The following is a 22,075-nucleotide window of genomic DNA, read 5'->3' on the forward strand; positions in this document are numbered from 1 at the left end:
CATCCTTACCCGGTTGAATCTGTTGCAAATGCCGCCTGATAGGGCGGAACGCTAACCTTCTCGTTGCTAAGGTCGAAGGTGAAACCATGCCCGTCCAAGGCGCGCCAAGTGCCTTTCGGGAGCGATACTGTCATCGGCGCATCAGACAGATTGAGCACCACCAGTACGCGCGCGTTATTGGGCGATTGCGTGTCTGTACGGACAAATTGCAGCCCTTGATCATTGGCCTTCACATCACTGATGTCGCCGTGCACCAACGCTGGGTGCTGCTTACGCCAACGCAGGAATGTGCGGTAGTGGGCCAACATGCTGGTACTCAATGTTTCTTGCGCGTCCACCGAGAGCGGCACATGGCGATCATCAACAGGCAACCAAGGCTGCACATGGCTAAAGCCTGCGTTTTCAGAGCCAGCCACCCAAGGGATCGGCGTGCGACAACCATCACGGCCTTTGTATTCCGGCCAGAAAGGGATGCCATACGGGTCTTGGATCTTCTCAAACGGGATCTCTGCTTCCGGCAAACCAAGCTCTTCCCCTTGATACAAACACACACTGCCGCGCAATGAGGTCAACAAAGCGAGCAGCACTTTGCCGTAAGCGTGCTGATCCGCTTCGTTTTCCCCCCAACGGGTGATAGCACGCACCACGTCGTGGTTCGACAGCGCCCAACACGGCCAACCATCGCCAATCGCAGCTTCAATGTTCTCAATCACCGAGGCCAAGTAAGCCGGTGTACGGTGCACATTCAGCAGGTCGAAGGTGTACGCCATGTGCAGCTTGTCGTTGCCGCTCGTGTACTCCGCCATCAATGCCAGAGGATTGTCGTCACCGATCTCCCCGACGGTCGTGATGTCGTCATATTGGTCGAGCAACTGACGCAGCTTTTTCAGGAACGACAAGTTTTCAGGCTGTGAAATGTCATATTGGTGACGCTGCATGGAGTAAGGATTGGTCCCCGGTACACCCAAAGATTTGGTGTCCCCTTCTGACAGCGGCGGGTTATCGCGTAACAAGCGATCGTGGGTGTAGAAATTCACCGTATCGAGTCGGTACCCATCCACGCCTAAATCAAGCCAGAACTTCACCGTTTCCAGCAGATGCTTAACCACTTCTGGGTTATGGAAATTCAGATCGGGCTGGCTAACCAAGAAGTTATGAAGGTAGTACTGCTGGCGGCGGCTTTCCCACTGCCATGCACAACCGCCAAAGATAGATAACCAGTTGTTTGGCGGCGTGCCATCCGGCTTTGGATCTGCCCAGACATACCAATCCGCTTTCGGGTTATCTTTGCTTTGGCGACTTTCTTGAAACCAAGCGTGCTCGTCAGAGGTATGACTCAACACTTGGTCGATCATGACTTTCAAGCCAAGCTCGTGCGCCACCTTGATCAGCGTTCTGAAATCATCCAAGGATCCAAACAGCGGATCCACGTCGCAGTAGTCAGAGACGTCATAGCCAAAATCTTTCATGGGCGAATGGAAAAACGGCGATAGCCAGATCGCTTCCGCCCCCAGCGCCGCCACATACGGAAGTTGCTGGGTTATCCCCGGCAAATCCCCGATGCCATCTTGGTTAGCATCGCTAAAGCTACGTGGGTAAATCTGATAAATGACTGCCCCGCGCCACCAAGGCAATTGTTGATCTTTCATGTTTTATTTATCCCTTAACTGCGCCTGCGGTGAGGCCAGATACAATGCGTCGTTGGAACACCAACACCATAACGATAAGTGGAACGGTCACGATAACGGACGCAGCCATGATGGTGCCCCACGGCAATTCGTATTGACCCGCACCCGAAATAAGCGCGATAGCAACAGGCACAGTGCGCTGTTCGTTGGTGAGTGTGAAGGTGAGCGCGAACAAGAATTCGTTCCACGCTGCGATAAATGCCAACAGGCCCGTTGTGACCAATGCAGGCCACAACAGCGGCATCAAGACTTTGACGATGATTTGCCACGGCGTCGCACCATCAACAATGGCGGCTTCTTCAAGTTCAAGCGGCAATTGCTGCATGAAGGTTGTCAGCACCCACACGGTGAACGGCAGGGTGAATATCATGTAGGCCAATGCCAACCCCGGCATGGAGTTATATAGCCCCATGGCGCGAATCAGCTCAAACAAGCCTGACAAAACCGCCACCTGCGGGAACATCGAGACCCCAAGGATGGTCATCAAGACGATGTTTCGACCACGGAAGCGAATGCGGCCCAGCGCGTAAGACGCCGTCACACCCAGTAACAATGAAATCGCCACCACGACGGTCGACACCATGACGGAGTTCAGGAGGTTTCGCCCAAACGTGCCACCAGAGAAGACGTTGGCGTAGTTCGCCCAGTCAAACACTGACGGGAAATATTCCACTTCAAACAAGGCAGATCCTGACTTGAACGAGGTGACAATGGCGTAATAGAACGGGAAGACGGAGAACAACACAATGGCTGCAACCAAGAGGTAAAAGCCGACTTGCCAATACCATTTCTTCGACATATTAGGATCCCTCATTCATGCTTTTTCGCCCAACGTATAAATACGCGATGGTGCACAGTGCAACGATTAGGAAGAGAAGTGTTGAGGCTGCGGAGCCGTAACCCACGTCTTGGAAATCCACCAAATTTTGCCGAGCATAAATCGACATCGACATGGTTTGTTCGTTGGACGGTGTGAGTACATAAATCAAATCAAACACCCGCAACGCATCCAAGGCACGGAATACCACAGCCACCATCACGGCAGGCATGATGAGTGGCAACGTGACTTTGAAGAACACTTTGAGCGGATGAATGCCATCAATTTTCGCAGCTTCGTAGCAGTCAGACGGCAGCATTTGCAGGGCGGCGAGAATAAGCAACGCCATGAATGGCGTGGTTTTCCACACATCGACTGCAATCACCACGTTCAATGAGAGATCACTGTCTGCTGTCCAAGCCAGCGGCGCGGCGATCAAGCCAAAGGTCATGAGAAAGTCGTTCACGATCCCGAATTGATCGTGAAGCATCCAGCCCCACATTTTGGCGGAGACGATAGTCGGGATCGCCCATGGCACCAAGACCGCCGCACGCACCAAACCTTGTCCTTTGAACTTGGTGTTCAGTACGAGCGCAACAATGATGCCCAACATGGTCTCTAAGCTGACGGAGACAATGGCAAAATAGAGCGTGTTCCACACAGCTTGCCACCATGTCGGATCAACCAAGATGCCGTAAAATTCGCCGTCTTCGTAGATGAGGTAGTTATCAAAGCCAATAAACTCAGTAACGCCGCTGCCATCCAAGGTCGCATTGGTCAAACTGAACCAAAACGTCCTTAGCAATGGCCAACCTGCCACCATGGCAAGCGTAATGAGCATTGGCGTTAGAAACCACCAGGCGGCGCGTACGCGTTTCCGCGTGAGTGCGCTGGTCTGTTCCATAGAATGTCCTTTTGAATAGCGCCATCAAACGCTCAGCGCGTTTGATGGCTATAACAAAGAATTACCAACGACCACCACGGCTAATGCGTTTCAGATCTTTTTGTAATTTGGTCAATGCCGCATCGGCATCAGTGCGCCCTGACAACACGCCGTGTGTGGCGTTCCAGAATGCATTAGAGACTTGGTTGTACTTCGCGCCCGTTGCAGACGACGGACGTGGTGTGCCGTTTGCAAAGGTGGTGTACAAGCTGCCAAAGAAAGGCACAGCGGTAAGGACATCTTCGTCTTGGTAAAGCGCTTCAATGGTTGGGTTATACGACCCGACGATTGCGCGGCGCTTTTGCTCTTCAAAAGAGGTGAGATAATTAACGAGGCTTGCAGCCACGTCAGGGTTTGCAGAGTATTTGGATACCGCCAACTGCCAACCACCCAAGGTGCCCGCATGGCTGCCGTCTTCACCGCCTTTTGGCAGTGCAACAACACCGATCTTGCCTTTAACAGGCGAATCTTCGCTGTTACCCAAAGACCATGCATACGGCCAGTTACGCATGAACACGGCATTCCCCGTTTGGAAAACCCCACGTGCTTCTTCTTCGCCGTAGTTCAGTACGCCTGGAGGGGAAATGGTGTCGACCCAACCCGCCGCCGTGGTCAGCGCTTGTTTAGCGCTGTCATTGTTAATGGTAATGTTGCCCTTTTCATCAACAATGGTGCCACCGTTGTAGGAGGCGACCCACTCGAGGGCATCACAGGTTAAACCTTCATAGGCACGGCCTTGCCATACAAAGCCCCACATTTTGTCGTTGCCTGCTTCGCGTTCACCATTCATCACCTTTTCAGCGGTTGTCGTCAGTTGTTCCCACGTGACAGGTGGCGCTTCGTCGTATTTCTCAAGCAGATCAGACCGGTAATACAGTACGCCAGCATCGGTAAACCAAGGCATTGCAACAAAGCGATCTCTCACTGTGTTGTTCGCCACGATGGCTGGGAAATGGGCATCTTGCGCACCGTTGGTGTATTCAGTCAGATCGATAAAATGATTACCGAGAATACCGGGCCAAATCACATCAATTTGGAAGACGTCGATGTCATTCGCACCCGCAGCAAGAAGCTGCTGATAGAGCGCAAGACGTTCAGTGGTTGAATTGGGGGTGGTGACGATTTTGGCCGTGTGGCCTGTTTCCTTTTCCCATGCAGCAATGCCTTGTTGACACAGCTCAAGCTCTTGCCCAACTGCACCACATGAGATAGAAATCGTTTCCGCTTGCGCGCTAAAGCTCAAAAGAGTTGAAGCAACAACAGCTCCGAAGATCGAACGTTTCATGGATAACTCCCTGTCGCGTCATCCCGGCGTTACACTTTCTTTTCCGCTTGCCAACGAGAAGATGGTACTTCCAGCTCTGTCATTTTGTCTGGTAAAGCACAGTCGTCTTGGCGGAGAGCAAAGTCTGGGTAGGGTTTTCGACCGATCAACCACCCGACCGGAACGGACGAGTATAAGGGGTTATCTAGCAGAACACGTTGCGCATTCGTGGTGTCATCTGGGATCTGAAACAAAATTCCCTGATCGGCAATTTTGAGCACTTGATGCCAGCTGTCGTACCCGTGCTGACGCGCAACAAACTCCAACGCCTGCATGTGAGAACACTGCAAGATACGTTTTTGTTGTTTAGCTAACCGCTTGAAATTTTTTATGTCAGCGGCTGACGGGATCATGGATGCCACAGTGTTCCTTAAGGATCATTGACCGGTGAAAATACGCACGCAGCGGCCCACTCACAGCACACATCCCTTCCGGGGTGACAACCAAATTCTTGAATTTTTAGGGGTGGTAGATATTGCGTGCGCTTTGCCACGTGGGCGGCAAGTCGATATCTGCGACTCAATCTAAAACGCTATCACCGCGTTAACATATTTGCAATATACCGATGAGAGCTGGATCACTCGCTTAAAAATTAATTTATCAGTAGTGATTTCGAATCAAATTTGAACAGCTATTTAGGCAGGAATCCTAAACGACAGGCAAAAAAAACGAGCCGGAGTAGGCTCGTGAAAGGGTTAGCAAAATTTGCATCGGGTGGGAGCCCGGATGCCAATAGGACAAAGGTATCTATTCGCTAATAATCCTAGTAGGCAGGCCGTGCGTACATGTCAGCGTTTTGTCAACGCTTGGTCATTTTCTCTCACCCTTTTGTCTTATCCTCCGGCAGCCACTTCGTCTAAAACGGCTAACACCGTGCCATCTAAATGGCCATCAAATACCTGACGACATACCTTACGGCGTACCGCCAAACCAGAGATTAAGCGCTCAATCGACAAATGCCCCGCTTCGTTCTGGCTGTTGTAAAACTCGATCGTGCGGCTCAAGGTTTCGTATGACATGATTTCGCCGTCCACACGTAACCAATCCAATTTGTCCATGTAGCTTTGACATTCTTCGGTGATTGTCGCCGCAGGGTGCCCTGTCATGGCCGACAACGCGGTAATACTGCGTTGCATCGCCTCTGGCGAGGTGTATTTTGACAAGGTGATCGTCAGTTCATCAGCATTGATTTCAACCAGATGCTTACGCAGCTTAACGCGGCGTCCCAATCGCCCTCCCCGCTTCTCTTTACGCTGAATCGGTTCGAATTCACCGTCAATGATCTCGGAAAGCTGATCAAGGTCTTGCTTTGGCATGATCTCATTGCGAAGGGGGTTTGGCATGGTGGGAGCCAAGGAGCGCTTCCCTTCGTTGTACGTTTTGGCACGAGAAAAACGGATCACCTCGTCGACATTACATTTGATGTCTAAACGGTAGTCTGGGTGCTTCTTGTCGTTGTCGAGTTGGTACACGGTTAAGTGGTAACCCCACAAGTTAACCGCAAAGACATCGTCGGTTTGCGTTTCCTTTTTTGCCAGTTTTCGCAGCTCTCTGATCAAATCACTCGAAAAACGTCGCCATTCGATGTTTCTAGCCATTTTCTGGTTTAGGTCACTCAATGTCATGGAATCTTCCAATCGACGCGACAGGCGGCTTCTGAAGAGGCTGTAGAGCTGGAATACCAAGGTATGCTGGCGCAAGATCTCCGGTGGGAACAAGAAAAAGTAATCACGCGTCATCAATTCTTCGAAAAATGACGGCTCCCAGACCAGGATGTACAAATTAGGCTTAATGCGAATTTCGCCATCTTCACCTTCACGCGGTGCTTCTTCAGACGCAGTGATGGTGCGGGCAATAAAGCGAAAACGATCACTTTTAAAGCCTTCAGGCATATTTTCACTCAACCAACGTCCGGTCAGTTCATGAAGCTGGAAGTCAGTAAATTCGATGCGATCGATGCTCTCACGGATTGAATCACGTGCAGGCCCGCTGTCCTTTTTGCCGCGCAGTGACAGAATGTCCGTGATATAGACTGGCGTCTTATTCCCAACTTTCTGTGTTTGTAGTTCGTAGTTTGGCAAATGATGATCATGGTACTGCACGGTCAACGTAAACAATGCGAACAAGGTCATCAGATCATCAACCGTCATGATCGACTTTGACGATCGCGTTTCAATGATCGCTTTGGTGCCGCTGATCGCCACCATCGACTTTTGGTAACTTTTTTTCGTTCTTGGCGGTGCCAGTGCTTGGTCGATGATCCCAGCCCAACTGGTTGGCGCGATCACAATGTGATCTTTCTCATCTTGCATCGATGGCGGTATACCCAAACCATGCTCGCTAAGCAGTTGCTTGTTGACGTGATTCTGCGCCAGCGCTTTAGAACGCTTTTGCTTTTCCATCACTTTGGTTCTTTCCGATTGCAGGCCTGCTGAGCCTAGCACTGAGATCAACTGGCTTGGGTTCACAAAACGGTGCAACATGGTTTTGCCCGCCAACCCCTCTTCGAATCTCACACCTTGCTGTGTAAACAAACCAATTTGTACCGCAGCTCTCAAGCGTTGCTGAATGGCAGCGCGTGTTAATTGGCCTTCTGTTGCTTCAACAAGCTCTGTGGTAGAGACCACGCCGTCTTTTGAAGCAAAGCCTCTTAGTGAGATAAGATTAAGCAGTTCAAGAATGCTTTTGGTTACACCACGGAAATGCTCGTATTGGGGTAACCAATCGATCAATTGCGCGTGTACTTCGAAAAGGTGACCATCCTTGTGTGATCGTGGTGCGGGGATCAGAATTTTTTCCGAGGGACTTGAGGCCATCGTGCCACAGCTCCTTGTTAAGCCTGTAGAGTTATCAGAATACATGTGGCCGTAATTGAGCCATCTTTCCGAGAAGATTAATAGAAAAAAAATAAGAAAGGAAGATCTTTTTTATTGTTCCCTTTTAACTGATCTTTTTGATTAAGTATGATCTTACTGATTATATGATCTTATGATCTGGCCGTTCATAAGTTTGTAAGTGATTGATAGTAAGAAGGTAAAAATAGAGCCAGATCGAAAGCATGATCATGGTGTGCTTGGAAAGATGATCATTAAACACTTGAAAGCATGATCATTAGCAGCATGAAACGATGATCATCAGGATATCGAAAACGTGATCATCGAACCTCCTAAAGCATGATCATGGCAATTACACATGTTATCCACAAGCCAAAATGATAACTTTGCGCTCCCCTGCCCTTCATGCTGTATTTATCCGTTATTTGGCCTTGGAAAAATGATCAAGAGAACGTCTTTTTGACCATGTTTCCGCCTTTATGGCTCAATATTCTAGCGACACTGGTGGCGGCTGGTGGATGATGTGAATCCATTTACACATATTGAAACGACAACTAACGTATTTTAGACGGGAGACAATATGTGTCCGATGCCCGAAACAATGATCAAGTGAGTGTCTTTGTATTTCAATATTGTCATATGAATACGAGTTCTCGCTTCATCTTTGCCTTCTTTTCATTGAGTTAAGCCCATAGATCCAGTATTGAAAAGGCATGTACCGTAATTTTGTCGCTACTTCATATCGTTCCGGTGTGTTTTATCGTTTCTCTTTCACTGCTATTCCCCTTGATCATTCATTCGGAGGAATACGATCTTTGTGTGTTCGTTCGCGTTGAAATTTTGGGCACATTAGCGCCTTGATCATTTATCCATAACTCACATTTACACTTGGAAAGATGATCAAGGAACTGAGAAGCCCTATTCGCAATGTAAATACTCGAAACCGCCTCTCTCTTGATCATCGTTGCGGAAACATGATCAAGTAAAGCGACAAAACAAGCCTGTTCGCCCTCTTTTAGTATGATTTTTTCATGTTATTTGTTTTTTACTGACGATTTTCAGTGTGATCACTAGTTGAACCGACAACGTCCGTAATTTAGCGCATTGTTATCACTGTTCCGCAGAAAGATCGGCATTTGGTCTGTAATATTGGTTTACATTGTAAAAAGGTGACGCTGTAACACTTTAAATCTGTGATTTTTCGCCATGACAAAGTCACATTATTTTGTCGATTTTTTTCAAGGTTTTGTCATAAAGTGAGCACCTTCTTACTTTTTATGCAGTACGTTCAGCTTTTTATTGTGCGTTCCGTAAAGTGCTGTACAATTAAGTTAATTCTCTTTTATGGCGAAAAGAAAAATGAATAGGGAAAAGACGATACAAAATCTGCAGTCCATTGCAGAGCAAACCAAGCAGGTTCAAGCCGACCGCATTGAGATCGTGATGGAAGAACGTCATGATCAACTGTTCCCACCAATGTCAAAAGCACTGATGGAAACACGTTCAGGGTTAACTCGTCGTAAGTTGGATGAAGCAATTACCCGCATGGAAGAAGCGGGTCATCAGTTTACGAAAAACAATGCAAACCATTACTCTATTACCTTAGATGAAGCACACCAAATTATGGAAGCGGCCAAAATGCCTGCTTTTCATCAGGGTAAAGGTGCTGGCCATAAGCCTTGGGTTATCAATATCCAGAACCAAAAGGGCGGCACGGGTAAATCCATGAGTGCGGTTCATTTGGCTGCTTGCATGGCATTGAACCTTGAAAAACGCTACCGCATTTGCCTGATTGACCTTGATCCACAGGGTTCTTTACGTCTTTTCCTTAACCCTATGATCAGCGTTAACGAGCAAGAGGGCATTTACTCGGCGGTGGATGTGATGTTGGAAAATACACCACAAGACGCCGATAGAGAGTTCATGATGAAGAATGTTCTCTTGCCGACGCAATACCCTAATTTGAAAACGATTGCTGCCTTCCCTGAAGACGCAATGTTTAACGCCGAAGCATGGCAAAACTTGGCGACTAACGGCTCGCTGGATGTGGTTCAGTTATTGAAAGAGAAAGTGATCGACACGATTGCTGACGAATTCGACATCATCATGATCGATACGGGCCCACACATCGATCCGTTGGTTTGGAATGCGATGTATGCATCGAATGCCTTAATTATTCCTTGTGCAGCTAAGCGTTTGGACTGGGCATCTACCGTGAATTTCTTCCAGCATTTGCCGACGGTTTACGAAATGTTCCCTGAAGATTGGCCGGGTCTCGAGTTTGTTCGCTTGATGCCGACCATGTTTGAGGACGACAATAAGAAGCAAGTATCTGTGCTCACAGAGATGAACTATCTGTTGAGTGACCAAGTGATGATGGCCACCATTCCTCGTAGCCGTGCCTTTGAAACGTGTGCTGATACCTATAGCACTGTGTTTGATTTGACCGCACAAGACTTTGAAGGCGGCAAAAAAACCTTATCTACCGCGCAAGAAGCGGTTCACCGTGCAGGGCTGGAGCTAGAACGCGTGCTTCACAGCCATTGGTCGCAGAGAAATCAGGAGTGATAAATGGCGATTAAAACTTCAGAATTGAACGCGCGTTTGTTTGGCAAGGCGGACAAACGACGTGCAACCACTGTGCAAGAAGCACAAAAAGCGGCTTCTGAAAAAGCAGCGGTGATTGAGCTTTCTGTTGCTGGTGAAGCGACGGTTGAATTTGAATTAGTGCGTGTGGCGGCAGGGGAGGTGGTTTCTCGCACCTCTGTGTTTGCAGAAAATGCCCGTGAACAATCGTTTCTAAACGAACTGGCTTTATCCGATATTTTGGTGACGTTGAAGGACCGCGGTCAGCAATACCCTGCGGTTGGTCGTTGGCTAGACGGTAATAAAATTGAAGTGCTCGACGGTAGTCGCCGTCGTATGTCGTGTATTTTGGCGAAACAAGATTTTCTTGTTTACGTCGCCAGAGGCATTAACAGCAAGCACGCAAAATTCTTGTCTGATGTTGCGAACGCACACAAGCCTTTGTCACTGTTTGAGCGTGGTAAAGAGATGCAAGCCATGCTTGACCGCGGTGATGTGCTCGATCAAAAAGAGCTGGCGAAAGTGTGCCAATGCAGCGAAGCGCTGGTAAGTGGCGCGCTTAAGGCGGCTTCTTTACCACTGCCGGTGCTTCAAGCCTACCCAAGTGTTGCTGAACTTGGCCGACCGACGATTGTGAAACTTCACCGTTTGTTCTTCTCACTAAGTCATGACGAGCAATCACAACTTCTTGCAAAGCTTGGCGAAGCGCCACTTTGGCAAACTGTTGATGCTCACGGCGTTAGCCGTATTACGCGTGAAGTGACCATTATTATTGAAGATTGGCGTGAGTCACTGAAACCGTCAGTGAAGAAAGAATCGCCTGCGACCGACCTGATTAAAGGCCGTGTTAGCTATCGCCGTAAAGGTGATGCCTTGTCTATCAATCTTAAAAAGATGAGCGATGATGACGCACAAGCCATTCTTGATTTTATAGAATCTCGACTTGGCTAAACGAATAATCTGAACCAAACAAAACGTGCCTTATGGCACGTTTTTTTTTGCTTGTCTCTTGGATACGGTATGATGAAAAGGTAGATGACAACCTTGGCCATAACCGTGACTCCAAACGATTTTATTCAATTGCTTCAAGATGCCGCGATAAAACGCGTGGTTCGATTTCCTGTTTTTGTCGCTGGCGATGAGGTAACGGTTTCTGACTTTTTGGCGTTGGCGTCACCGTCATTGATTGTTAGTAATGTATTGCCTGGCGCCACACCTTGGCGTCAAGTCAAACGCCTATTGGGGCAGGAAACTCACTCCCTTGCGCTCGATATCCGCCAAGGTTTCGATGTCGAAAAGCTCTGTGCCATTGCTGGATGCGTCAAAGGCGGTGAGTTGGTTTACTTCCTCGTTGGTGAAGAGGAGAGCGAACGCCGTTTTTACCAGCGCTTTAACACTTTTTATCACCATGCCGATGCGGCCTACTTTAGCCAACATGGCGGCATGAACCTTCCTCAGTCGATATCCTCCTCACAACATGTCCCTGAATACAGCTCGTCGTTCACCTCATCTGGCATGACGCAAGATCAGCAACGTGCTGTCGATGCCATCAAACAGGTTCTTAAAGGACACCGTCGACGTCCTGCGCTCATCGTTGCAGACCGTGGTCGCGGCAAGTCTTCTGCAATGGGCATTGCGGCCGGCCAAATTTTGTCGTCTGACGTAAAAACGGTACTGGTGACGTCGCCTTCGATTGCTAATGCAGAAACCCTGTTTCAGCACGCGCTTGTTGACGGTGATTGTGAGAGGACCAATAAATATCGGGCGACTTACAGTAATGGCAGCCAACTGAAGTTTGTCGCACCCGATGTTTTGCTTCAAGACAAGCCAATGTGCGATTTGTTGTTGGTTGATGAAGCTGCAGCGATACCGGTTCCTATGCTCAACCAAATGTTGACGAGTTACAGTCGCATTGCATTTTCCACGACTGAACATGGTTATGAAGGCACGGGCAGAGCATTTAGCCTTCGTTTTAGAAGCCTTCTAAATGATAAAGCGAAAGGGTGGAAGGAAGTATCTTTGCACCAACCTGTCAGATGGGCGCAGGACGACCCGCTAGAGCGTTGGTTGTTCGATGCGTTCTTGTTTGATGCCGAGCCTCTTTATCCCGATAACATCGATGAGATATCGGTGCGCATTGTAGACAGAGATGCGTTGCTTAAAGACGAATCGACGCTGAGGCAATTGTTTAGCATTTTGGTGACAGCACACTATCAAACATCGCCGAACGATTTACTGCAGTTGCTTGATGATGAATCCCTGTCTGTGTTCGGCGCGTTTGCACATGGCATGTTAGTCGGTGCTTTGCTTGCACAGAAAGAAGGAGGGTTTGATGGAGCGCTGGCGTCGGATGTTGTTGCTGGCAAACGCAGACTTCGTGGTCATTTGTTAGCGCAAAGTTTGGCGTCTCATACCGGTACGGTGGATGCGTTAATGTCAGTACTCATTCGCGTTTCTCGCATTGCCGTATTACCGTTATTTCAGCGAAATGGCATTGGTACCTTGTTGTTGAACTCCGCAGAGACCTATGCAGCTCGCGACGGTGTTGGTGTTATGGGAACCAGCTTTGGTGTGACACCTTCTCTTTGGCAGTTTTGGTCATCACAAGGTTATATACCTGCACGTTTAGGTATTCAGCGCGATGCGGCAAGCGGCACGCATTCGCTTCAAATGGTAAAGGCACTCTCTTCTGCGCCAACATGGTTTGACGATATTCAGGCACTGTACTCTTCTAACTTCTATGCTCAACTATCAGAACAATTCAGCCAGCTCGACCCATATCTTTCTGCTTTGTTGCTCAGTGCAATGGCCGAACCTGCAAGACTGTCCGAGGCACAAAATAGACAGGTTGCATTGTTTGCGTCTGGCGCGCTCGGCTATGATTTGGTTACGGGCAGTTTGTCGCAATGGCTTGTTTCTTGGCTAGCTCGCCAAACAAAGACAATTACGCGCGAAGACAAAGGTTGCCAGTTGATGGTTGCGCGAGTCCTGCATCGACAGTCTTGGGATGTCATTGCAAATGAATTTGGGTATCAAGGACGTAAAGACACGGAACTAGCGATGCGACAATGGATCGCAAAACACCATTAGACAAATAAGGATGAACAATGAAACTCGTTGCGGACACGCATACACATACGCTAGCAAGTGGTCACGCGTACAGTACAGTTATCGAAAATGCAAAGGCAGCGAAAGATGCCGGACTTACCTATTTATGTGTCACTGACCATGCTTCGACAATGCCTGGCGCTCCTCACTTTTGGCACTTTGTGAATCAACGTGTGATCCCAGACTTTTTAAGCGACGTGCGAATCATCAGAGGTACAGAAGCAAACATACTCAATGAGCACGGTGAGCTTGATATGCCGACGTATGTTTACGGGAACTTGGAATGGGTGAACGCCAGCTTGCACGAGCCTGTCTTCCGTCCATCCTCTAAAGCCGCGCATACCTCAGCGATGATCGGCGCAATCAAAACCGGTCTGATAGACGCGATCGCTCATTCTGGTAATCCTTCTTTCCCCATCGATATGGAAGCGGTTATCAAAACTGCTGCTGCGCATGGTGTGGCGCTCGAACTTAATAACTCTTCACTGAATGGGTCGCGAAAGGGGAGTGAACCAAACTGTTTGGAAATCGCCGAAATTGCCAGAGATTGTGGCGCATTTATTTCAACTGGATCGGATGCACATTTCGCTTCCGATATTGGACGACTTGATGATGTTGCTAACATCATCAAAACAGTCGGCTTGCAAGAGTCCCAGGTTGTTACCAGTCAGTCGTCGATATTTGAAGAGTATCTGGTAAAGCGTCAGTCCATTCGCAAACGTAGGGTGTCGGAGCTTCTCGCTGACTAATCGATTTACACTGTAAAGTAGGCAATCGGTACTGAAATCTAAAACGCACATATTTGATAAATCTGAATGTTATGCCATCTTGTGGAGGGGCGTAAGCATCTAACATTCAATACAATATTGATAATAGTATAAGCATATACTTAAATTTTGCTGCTTAGTGGGCTGTCTTGGCAGTAGTCGTTGGGAGGCAGTATGGCGGAAGACATCGAAAAGCTTTATGAAGCCCTGATCAGTGAATCGGGAGGGGAAGAAAACTGTAAACGTTTTCAAGAAAGGATTGAGTTAGGCAACGGTGGAATACTTGCTCGTTTACATGTTCATCCGTATCTAGATGTTGATCATGAAGATGATGACTTTGGGCATAAGGTCATTATTCGAGATGTAAGCAGAAGTGGCATTGGGCTGTTGTGCAATGATGAGTTAACGTTGGATTCTCTATGTATGTTGCATGTCGTTAATCTGACACCAGTGCAAGGCACACTTATTTATCGTAAAGAGGAAGCTGACGGTCAGCATCGATATGGCTTTAGCCTTGATGAATGGCTGTCTGAAGAGAATCACCAACGTTTGTCTGTATAACCTTTCTCATTCTTCTCTCCTTTAAGACACTGATTTTAATAGCGCAGTATTTTTACTGCGTTACTTTTCTCTAAACCAAGTTCAATTAATAAGAGGGTGAGTGCGGCATATTAAGTAAAACTCTCTATAATTCATTTATATGACGTAGTGTCTTTATTGAGATTTTAGTCAGTAATTTAATGCGATCTGTATCCAACTTGAGCCGACTATTAGGCATGAGACGGCATTTATATATGTAGAATGTAAGTGTGATATTGGTTCGTATTTTTAATGATCTATTTTAGGGGATTACATGCTGCAACAGCTTTTGCGGCTGTCCAATGATGGTCGCAGGGTTTATATGACCGTCATTCCAAAGGCAGACGAAAATACACCCCGGATTGAAAAGAAGCACATTGTTGAATGGTTGATCGACCAAAAGGTCGCGAGTTTTTTTCGTTTTGAAGAAACCATTGTGAAGGTGCTAGACAAAATCAATGCGTCTAATGACGAATGGAAAGGTGAGCCTGATGACGTTGTTATTGCCGAGAGACGCGATGCGTCGGTAACCGCGCGTTTTGACGAGCAGAAAATGACGGCCTTCCTTCGTGTGAATGGTGCGTGTGGTGGTAACCCTATTAAAGGAAGTGATTTGCTTGCCTCGTTAAAAGAAGCACAAATTGTTCGCGGTGTGAAAAAGCAAACACTTCAAAAACTTCTCACAGCCTCGGCGCGCCTTAAGCCTGGTGAATATCTTGAAGCGCCTATCGCGGCAGGTAAATGGCCGATTCCTGGCGAAGATTCAAAATTAGCTTTCCTTGTACAAGACAGTAAAGCGCGTATTTTGCGCCCGCAAGAGCGTGAAGATGGCACGGTAGATATGCGTGACCTTGGTAAGATGGTCACGGTTCAAGAAGGGCAACCTCTTGCTAAACGCATTCCGCCAACAAAAGGCATTGAAGGTTTCCGTGTAGACGGGAAAGTCCTACCGACAACACCGGGTAAAGATATTCCATTGCGTCTTTTCCCTGGTAGTGATTTCAGCAGTAACGACGAGAACATCGTTGTGGCGACAACGTCTGGAATGCCCATTTTGCATCCCGAAGGTGTTGAGGTGGATAACGCGTTGTGTATGAAATCGGTCACAGTGGCGACTGGCCATGTCGATTTCGAAGGCAGCGTGGTGATAAATGGTGACGTGAATGCCGGTATGCGGGTGAGCGCCACAGGTTCGATCACCGTAGGTGGTGTTGTGGAAACTGCGTTTCTTGAGGCCGGCGGTGACATTATTATTCACAACGGTATCTTGGGTAAGCAGCTTCAGGGTGATCAAGAAATCACAACGAGAATGCGGGCCAAAGGCTCTGTCATCGTTAAGTTTGCCCAGTATGCACACATTGAAGCTGAGGGTGACATCATCATCAGCCAACATGCGATGCACTGTACAACGCGCACCAACAGTAACCTCCTTATCTGCGACCAAACGAAACGCACGGGCACGTTAACGGGGGGCAATCACGTTGCGCGCTGTGGTGTGAAAGTCGTTACCTTGGGGGCGACGTCTGGCGTGGTAACGCGTGTTCATGCATTCACTGGTTTAGAAGCCATGATGATAGACACTATTCAACTTGGTAAAGAGTTGGAGAGCGAGCATGAGCAACTGATGAAGGTGAAGGACGCTGAGATGAAGTTGCTTCAGCAACCTGCAAATAAACGCCCTGAGGCGTTGATAGAGCGCCTTGCCTGGACTAAAACGCATCACTTTGAACGTATTGCTGAGATCAAAGCCAAGATGGACTCCTCGTCATCAGAGTTAAACACCTTGTACCGCAGCCACACGATTGATGTATTGAAGCACTGTTTCCCTGGTGTGTATTGCCAGATTGGTGAATCGACTTTACCTGTTACCTCTGAACTCGGCGCTTGTCGTCTTGTGACGAATGGGAAGGAAGTTTACCCAGAACCGTTGTAACGCTTTCCTTTGCATTTTTTCTTTATGCCATGGCTTTCTTCTTAACTCAGGCCTTTACAGTGTAAATAGGGTAGCGCTTGTATTCTTAGTTATGCGCCTGATAGAAATAAAAAAGCACCCTCGGGTGCTTTTTTTGTTTCTGTACGTTTTTGCCATTTTTCAATTGGCGATTAGCTCGCTTTTTGCACCTTGCCTTCTTTCAGCGCCTGAAGCACAGCTAGCTTAGGACCGTCTGCGACGATACTGCCTTGTTCAACCACAATAATGCGGTCGACGATATCAAGCATGCCCGTCTTGTGCGTATTCAGAATCAGTGTTTCATCGCGACGCATTGAAGCAAGTTGCTGCTTAATGTATTGCTCGGAACGGTTATCCATCGCACTGGTGGGTTCATCCATCAATAGCACGGGTGGACGGCCTAACATGGCACGCGCGATGGCAATGGCTTGTCGTTGACCGCCTGATAACTGATTGCCCCCTTCACCGACTTGACGTTCCAACCCTGCGGGATCGCGTTGTGTAAATGTGGTGACACCAGAACGGTTTGCCGCATCCAAAATATCTCGGTCATCAGCCAGAGGACGTCCTAGGGTGATGTTATCCCTGATTGAACCAAAGAACAGCGTTGGATCCTGCGGAACACAGCCTATATTACGTCGTATGTCGATATTGTGGATTTGGGTGATATCAGTATCATCGATGCGTACAGAACCCTCTGTAGGACGATACAGGCCCATTAAGAGGCGACTCAATGTGGTTTTCCCTGAGCCGATGCGTCCAATGATTGCGACCTTTTCGCCCGGAAGAATGGTCAGCGAGATATCGCGTAGCGCAGAAACATCTGTATTCGGATAACTGAAATTAACACGATCAAACTCAATTTTACCGCGCATCACAGGACGGTGAATATAACGACGACCATCTTCTTGTTCTGATGGCATGTTCATCAGTTGGTCAATGATGGCCATGGCTGATTTGGCTTGGTTGTAACGTGTCGACAGCAAGGAAAGTTGAACTAGAGGACCGACAGCACGGGAGCTCAACATTGATGCTGCAATCAAACCACCCATGGTGAGGTCACCATTGGCAATCAAATACACACCAAACACGATCATCGCGACAGAAACAAACTGTTGAATGAAGCCGGCTGCGTTTTGCACCGAGTCCGTAAGGCGACGTGTTTTAATGCCCCAGTTTGACATGTGGGCGACGGCTTCTTCCCAACGGTATTGGAACTGGCTTTCTGCACCAAACAATTTGATGGTTTCAAGACCGGCCAAGCTCTCAATTAAGTTCGCGTTCTTTTGAGAAGACAAACGAGAGCCTTCTTCAATGGTATGGCGTAGTGGTTTTTGAATAATCATCGCGTGAATGACCAAGCAAGCCACAGCGACAATTGGAACAATGACCAACGGCCCGGCAACAATCCAGATGATAAACAGGAAGAAGAATGCAAACGGCAAATCAATCAGAGCTGATACGGATGCGGACGTGAAAAAATCCCGTATCGATTCGAATTCTTGCATATGCCGTGCAAAGGCCCCAACTGATGGCGGCCTCGCTTCCATGCGTATCCCCATGACTTTCTGGAAGATGCGCGAGGAGATCAGTAGGTCTGATTTCTTACCTGAGATATCAATAAAGTAACTTCGGAGCAGTTTGAGTATTAAGTCAAAGATGAAAATAACGAAAATACCGCTCGCGAGCACCCAAAGGGAATCGAAGGCGAGGTTGGGTACCACCTTGTCATACACGATCCGCGAGAACAGTGGCGTCGCGATGGCAAAGGCATTAATGAACACCGAGGCGAGTAATACATCACGGTAAATTGAACGTGATTCCCACAAGGTGCTCCAGAACCAGTGACCACTGCGCTCTTTCAGCATCTCCGGCGAACGCTCGTCGTAACGGAATTGCTTTTTCAACAAGAAAACCCGACCGAGGTAATCCTCTTTCAGGTCTTCGATTTTCACCACGTTGGTGATTGTGTCGGTATGCGGTGTAACAATTTCAGCTTCGCCTGTTTCATGGCTAATGCTGAGAAGCACACAGGCCTCATTGCCTTTGAGTAACATGATACAAGGGCAAAGAAGCAGAGAGAGTTCACTGATATCCATTCTTGCTTCTTTGGCGATAATACCTGCCCTTTCCGCTGCGCGAGGGAAGAGGAAAGGGGAGAGGTAGCCGTCAGAAATCGGCAACCCGGATACCAAGGCATCCGGCGAGTTTGATTGACCGAAATAACGGCTTACGTAGACCAGAGATTGCAATAGTGGATCTTTAACCATGATGCTCTACTTTTTTCTCGAAGATGAACCCTTGGAAACCGTTAACAAAGAGTTCTGACAGTTTATTTAGCTGTGCTTCGGTTTCGACACGTGTGGCGATTGTCGTGATATTCAAATTGTGTGCCGTACGGCATATTGAGGCTAGCACATGGGTTTGTGCTTCGTCGTCTAAGTTGCTTGTATATGCGAAATCAATCTTCACGTATGAAGGCTTGAATTTGTTCAAGTAATCCAGCGATTGGAAGTTTCTACCGTAGTTATCCACGCCGAAACCGAAGTGGAATCGGTGCGCTTGTTCTGTCAGCAGACCCACATGGTCTGGGTAACGTACAAACACACTTTCTGGGATTTCAAAGAACAGGCGCCCGGCGAGTGCACGGTTCTTCTGCATCACTGAGGTTAACCAGCGAATGAAAGACGCATCTGTGACACTGCTCTGGGTCAGGTTGATGGCAATAGGGCCCATTTTGGGGTCATCAATGAGCTTGCCTATCATGTGGGAAACCACATATCGGTCAAACGATTCGCCCAGTTCCAGTTGTTCAACAGCCCCGAGGAAGTGCGCCGCACCAAAATATTCATCACCACGTTCAATGGCTGAGAACACCTCTTGGTGGAGAACGGACTTATCGCTACTAGACGCGGGCTGGAACTTAAACACAAACCAATCGTGAGCAATGGCATCCAAAATAAGCGATTTCCATTGCTGTCTGCCCATGGAAGAGTCGTTGGCGGCTTGGTCTAGCATCGAAATAGGATGATTAGGATCGTTGCGCGCTTGCGTTAACGCGTTGTCAGCTTGCGCAAGCAGCACACTTGCATCGCGGTTACCTGCGCCGTTCACGACTAAACCAATGGCGACTTTTGGCGGGCTAATGCCCATTGGGTCTTGTTGCATGTCAGTCACGATGGCCAACAAGCTCTCACCTATCATGCGCATGTCTTCGTTCGTACCGTTGGGCGCGAGGATGACAAACTCATCTTTGGAGATACGAGAGGCTGTGTAATCTGCATCGGTGATCGTGGTGTTCAGCTTCTTCGCGAACTGACTGACCAAACTGTCACCTTTTTCAAAGCCTTGGTTTTGATAGGTGTCTGTGATCAAATCGACTTTCGCCATGACCAAACCACCCACCGCCGATTCTGCCAACCATGATTTCAATTGACCGACGAAGAAACTGCGGTTACCCAAACCGGATACGGCATCACGATAGGCGTGTTCGCGAAGGCGATCAGCTTCTTTGGCTTGTTGCTCAAAGTAGTCTTCAAGCTGCTTGCTCATCTGGTTGATTGCCTTAACAACGGTTTTCAACTCAGACGTTGGAGGCAAAGGAATGGGCTCGCCGAACTTGTTTTGCGCAATGTCTTTCGCTCTGTTGGTGATCAACGCAAGCGGACGTAAAGAGCGGCTAAGTTGCAAGCCAATGATGAACATGGCGATCGCAAATAAAATACCTATCCACACACCCAATTGAATCGTGGCGCTCCACATTTCCTTGTATGCAAAACCAGGGTGAGAAACCACCACCACTTCTGCAAGTTGCAGCCACCCGCTGGTAAATGTGCGCTCTTCAGTGATCACAGGGAAGAGGTCGAGACCAATATACCAATCGGGAACACCGTCAACCGTTACTGGGTATTGGCGAATAATTTCACTGCCATCAGACAGCATTCTTAAGCGAACTTCTTGGTAGAAGCCTCCATCAAAAAGGGCATTAATGACGGATTCCGTCGCAACCTTATCGTCTGATTCGAGATAGGGCGCTAACGCAAGACCCATTGAGTTGATCGTATTGTTTACCTCAGCAGTTTGCTGAGTCAGCAGGAAGTTACGTGTCGTGTTCAATTCAATCCCTGTGACCGCGATGATCAACAGAAAGAAAATTGCCAACATCCATGTAAACAGTTGCCGGTAGAGAGTCATAGAGATTTACCCATCATAGTTTTTGATCGGTCTTTTAAGCTTCACTGTGCCCATTCGCGCTCTGAGATCGTTCCACAACCCTAAGCGTGAAGACTTCCCAGCCAGTTCACCTTTACCGCGTTCTTTCATAAGCCAAAGCCTGCTACCGTTGAAGCTGTAGACAGGCAGGAGGTCACGTCGTTTTGATGCCAGTTTGATTTCAGGATCGATATTGTCGAGAAGCACTGGCTCTGAAGATGCGGTTGGGTAGTAAGCAACAACCATGTGAAATTGATTAAGTTTGATTGCTTTGACATAAACCAATCGCAATTTCTTATCGTCGATGCCTAGCTCACGTAATGTGAAGTACTTCGCGATGCTGAAGTCTTCACAATCACCCGCCGCACTGCCTAAAAACTCAAGCGGCGTAGCCCAGTAGTCCTTCTTGCCCCATAGATCGATATCGTTAACAAAGTAGAGCTGATTAAAAAAGCTGTTTACAGCAGCGAGTTTTTCCCGCTCGGAGAGGTTGCTAGACTCCTCAACCACATTTCTCCAAGCGGTGACACGCTTCCCAGCCCTTTCTCCGTAAAATGCTGATACTTTGTTCACCCACTGAGCATCAGTGCCTGTGAGTGCAAATGTAACGATCGATGGCAACAAGAACAGTAGAAACAGTGTTGCCCTTTTTTGCATTAGGCGACCTCAATAACTATTGTTCCCGTCGGGTAAAGATGGTCCATGCTTCTTCAATGTCTCCTTTGAATCCTTTTACACGACCAACAACACGACGATTCACCAGTTGAGGTGTTTCCGTTTTATCGGTCAGTATTAAATCCTCTTCACCCAATCCAACGAGAGTGAGACGATCGGCATCAATGCCTCTTTGTTTCAATTGCGCCTTGACTGCTTTAGCACGCTGGACAGACAAGTTTTGGTTGTAGTCGTTGGCGCCAGGAGAACTTGTATGTCCTTGAAGTTCTAGAGAGGTTTCAGGATAGAGCTTAAGGAATTCAGCCATTTTGTCCAGTTCTTCGCTATAAGCTGGTGCTACATTTGACGAGTCGTTTGCAAACTGAATCCTGAGAGAATTATCACTTTCAATTAAAAGGTATGTTGGGCACCCATCATTATCGATAACAGCACTGGCTTCTGTTCCATCGCACAAATCACGTGCGTTGATTACACCATCACTATCATCATCCAGTAAATCTGAGCGCTGCTCGGCTAAGGCAGGAGGCTCGGCAGACAGCGAACAGCCACCCACCGATACGAGAAAGCCGAGTAACAAGAGATGTTTCATTT

16 protein-coding genes are annotated in these 22,075 nt (G+C 48.0%); 6 read left to right on the top strand and 10 right to left on the bottom strand.

Translation table 11 applies throughout. From position 1 onward, the window contains the following. Window positions 1–5: 5 nt before the first annotated feature. The 6 genes from BM082_RS19450 to BM082_RS19475 all read right to left on the bottom strand — a co-directional run bounded on the left by BM082_RS19450 (window position 6) and on the right by BM082_RS19475 (window position 7,588). Entirely contained in the window at window positions 6–1,649 is a 1,644-nt protein-coding gene (locus tag BM082_RS19450; protein ID WP_074928267.1) for an alpha-glucosidase, read from the bottom strand. Between the two features lie 7 nt (window positions 1,650–1,656). Then, window positions 1,657–2,487 carry a carbohydrate ABC transporter permease gene (locus BM082_RS19455; protein ID WP_017016753.1) on the bottom strand — a complete coding sequence of 277 codons (831 nt, stop codon included), beginning with the start codon at window positions 2,485–2,487 and terminating at the stop codon, window positions 1,657–1,659. Between the two features lies 1 nt (window position 2,488). Next, complete coding sequence (locus tag BM082_RS19460; protein WP_017016754.1) at window positions 2,489–3,409, bottom strand: carbohydrate ABC transporter permease; 921 nt, start codon at window positions 3,407–3,409, stop codon at window positions 2,489–2,491. A gap of 61 nt (window positions 3,410–3,470) precedes the next feature. Further along, window positions 3,471–4,733 (bottom strand): ABC transporter substrate-binding protein, encoded by a 1,263-nt coding sequence (locus tag BM082_RS19465; protein WP_074928269.1) that lies wholly within the window; start codon window positions 4,731–4,733, stop codon window positions 3,471–3,473. A 29-nt stretch (window positions 4,734–4,762) separates the two neighbouring features. Continuing rightward, a complete protein-coding gene (locus BM082_RS19470; protein WP_208862542.1) occupies window positions 4,763–5,125 on the bottom strand; it encodes a hypothetical protein in 363 nt (120 codons plus the stop codon). A 480-nt stretch (window positions 5,126–5,605) separates the two neighbouring features. After that, a complete protein-coding gene (locus BM082_RS19475; RefSeq protein WP_017017392.1) occupies window positions 5,606–7,588 on the bottom strand; it encodes a replication initiator protein RctB domain-containing protein in 1,983 nt (660 codons plus the stop codon). 1,377 nt (window positions 7,589–8,965) lie between these two features. On the opposite strand from BM082_RS19475, the gene BM082_RS19480 reads away from it, so the two are divergent. From BM082_RS19480 to BM082_RS19505, 6 genes are all read left to right on the top strand, one after another. Continuing rightward, entirely contained in the window at window positions 8,966–10,174 is a 1,209-nt protein-coding gene (locus BM082_RS19480) for an AAA family ATPase (RefSeq protein WP_017011717.1), read from the top strand. Between the two features lie 3 nt (window positions 10,175–10,177). Further along, the gene (locus BM082_RS19485; RefSeq protein WP_074928275.1) at window positions 10,178–11,143 is read left to right on the top strand and encodes a ParB/RepB/Spo0J family partition protein; all 966 of its coding nucleotides are present in this window, start codon (window positions 10,178–10,180) and stop codon (window positions 11,141–11,143) included. A 105-nt stretch (window positions 11,144–11,248) separates the two neighbouring features. Continuing rightward, window positions 11,249–13,282 (top strand): tRNA(Met) cytidine acetyltransferase TmcA, encoded by a 2,034-nt coding sequence (locus BM082_RS19490; protein ID WP_244276053.1) that lies wholly within the window; start codon window positions 11,249–11,251, stop codon window positions 13,280–13,282. A gap of 17 nt (window positions 13,283–13,299) precedes the next feature. Beyond that, complete coding sequence (locus BM082_RS19495) at window positions 13,300–14,049, top strand: phosphatase (protein WP_074928282.1); 750 nt, start codon at window positions 13,300–13,302, stop codon at window positions 14,047–14,049. 192 nt (window positions 14,050–14,241) lie between these two features. Next, window positions 14,242–14,628, top strand: a complete 387-nt coding sequence (locus BM082_RS19500) for a PilZ domain-containing protein (RefSeq protein ID WP_017011721.1) — start codon at window positions 14,242–14,244, stop codon at window positions 14,626–14,628. A 292-nt stretch (window positions 14,629–14,920) separates the two neighbouring features. Further along, window positions 14,921–16,579 carry a flagellar assembly protein A gene (locus BM082_RS19505; protein WP_017017389.1) on the top strand — a complete coding sequence of 553 codons (1,659 nt, stop codon included), beginning with the start codon at window positions 14,921–14,923 and terminating at the stop codon, window positions 16,577–16,579. A gap of 170 nt (window positions 16,580–16,749) precedes the next feature. Here BM082_RS19505 and BM082_RS19510 read toward each other — a convergent pair whose 3' ends face one another. Genes BM082_RS19510 through BM082_RS19525 form a run of 4 tightly spaced genes read right to left on the bottom strand, consistent with a single transcriptional unit; the run spans window position 16,750 to window position 22,073 of the window. Continuing rightward, complete coding sequence (locus BM082_RS19510; protein ID WP_017015087.1) at window positions 16,750–18,867, bottom strand: type I secretion system permease/ATPase; 2,118 nt, start codon at window positions 18,865–18,867, stop codon at window positions 16,750–16,752. Next, entirely contained in the window at window positions 18,860–20,791 is a 1,932-nt protein-coding gene (locus BM082_RS19515) for a bifunctional diguanylate cyclase/phosphodiesterase (protein ID WP_017015088.1), read from the bottom strand. Before BM082_RS19515 ends, BM082_RS19510 begins: the two co-directional genes overlap by 8 nt. 6 nt (window positions 20,792–20,797) lie before the next feature. Continuing rightward, window positions 20,798–21,466, bottom strand: coding sequence for a transglutaminase-like cysteine peptidase (locus tag BM082_RS19520; RefSeq protein ID WP_017015089.1), 669 nt, complete (start codon window positions 21,464–21,466; stop codon window positions 20,798–20,800). 16 nt (window positions 21,467–21,482) lie between these two features. Beyond that, window positions 21,483–22,073, bottom strand: a complete 591-nt coding sequence (locus BM082_RS19525) for an OmpA family protein (RefSeq protein WP_017011726.1) — start codon at window positions 22,071–22,073, stop codon at window positions 21,483–21,485. Window positions 22,074–22,075: the final 2 nt, after the last annotated feature.

It is taken from the genome of Enterovibrio norvegicus DSM 15893 (genome assembly GCF_900115495.1).
GTDB lineage: Bacteria > Pseudomonadota > Gammaproteobacteria > Enterobacterales > Vibrionaceae > Enterovibrio > Enterovibrio norvegicus.

Excerpts from the sequence above, each read along its gene's own strand:
- BM082_RS19450 (WP_074928267.1), bottom strand. The coding sequence starts at position 1,649 with ATGAAAGATCAACAATTGCCTTGGTGGCGCGGGGCAGTCATTTATCAG.
- BM082_RS19455 (WP_017016753.1), bottom strand. The coding sequence starts at position 2,487 with ATGTCGAAGAAATGGTATTGGCAAGTCGGCTTTTACCTCTTGGTTGCA.
- BM082_RS19460 (WP_017016754.1), bottom strand. The coding sequence starts at position 3,409 with ATGGAACAGACCAGCGCACTCACGCGGAAACGCGTACGCGCCGCCTGG.
- BM082_RS19465 (WP_074928269.1), bottom strand. The coding sequence starts at position 4,733 with ATGAAACGTTCGATCTTCGGAGCTGTTGTTGCTTCAACTCTTTTGAGC.
- BM082_RS19470 (WP_208862542.1), bottom strand. The coding sequence starts at position 5,125 with ATGATCCCGTCAGCCGCTGACATAAAAAATTTCAAGCGGTTAGCTAAA.
- BM082_RS19475 (WP_017017392.1), bottom strand. The coding sequence starts at position 7,588 with ATGGCCTCAAGTCCCTCGGAAAAAATTCTGATCCCCGCACCACGATCA.
- BM082_RS19480 (WP_017011717.1), top strand. The coding sequence starts at position 8,966 with ATGAATAGGGAAAAGACGATACAAAATCTGCAGTCCATTGCAGAGCAA.
- BM082_RS19485 (WP_074928275.1), top strand. The coding sequence starts at position 10,178 with ATGGCGATTAAAACTTCAGAATTGAACGCGCGTTTGTTTGGCAAGGCG.
- BM082_RS19495 (WP_074928282.1), top strand. The coding sequence starts at position 13,300 with ATGAAACTCGTTGCGGACACGCATACACATACGCTAGCAAGTGGTCAC.
- BM082_RS19500 (WP_017011721.1), top strand. The coding sequence starts at position 14,242 with ATGGCGGAAGACATCGAAAAGCTTTATGAAGCCCTGATCAGTGAATCG.
- BM082_RS19505 (WP_017017389.1), top strand. The coding sequence starts at position 14,921 with ATGCTGCAACAGCTTTTGCGGCTGTCCAATGATGGTCGCAGGGTTTAT.
- BM082_RS19510 (WP_017015087.1), bottom strand. The coding sequence starts at position 18,867 with ATGGTTAAAGATCCACTATTGCAATCTCTGGTCTACGTAAGCCGTTAT.
- BM082_RS19515 (WP_017015088.1), bottom strand. The coding sequence starts at position 20,791 with ATGACTCTCTACCGGCAACTGTTTACATGGATGTTGGCAATTTTCTTT.
- BM082_RS19520 (WP_017015089.1), bottom strand. The coding sequence starts at position 21,466 with ATGCAAAAAAGGGCAACACTGTTTCTACTGTTCTTGTTGCCATCGATC.
- BM082_RS19525 (WP_017011726.1), bottom strand. The coding sequence starts at position 22,073 with ATGAAACATCTCTTGTTACTCGGCTTTCTCGTATCGGTGGGTGGCTGT.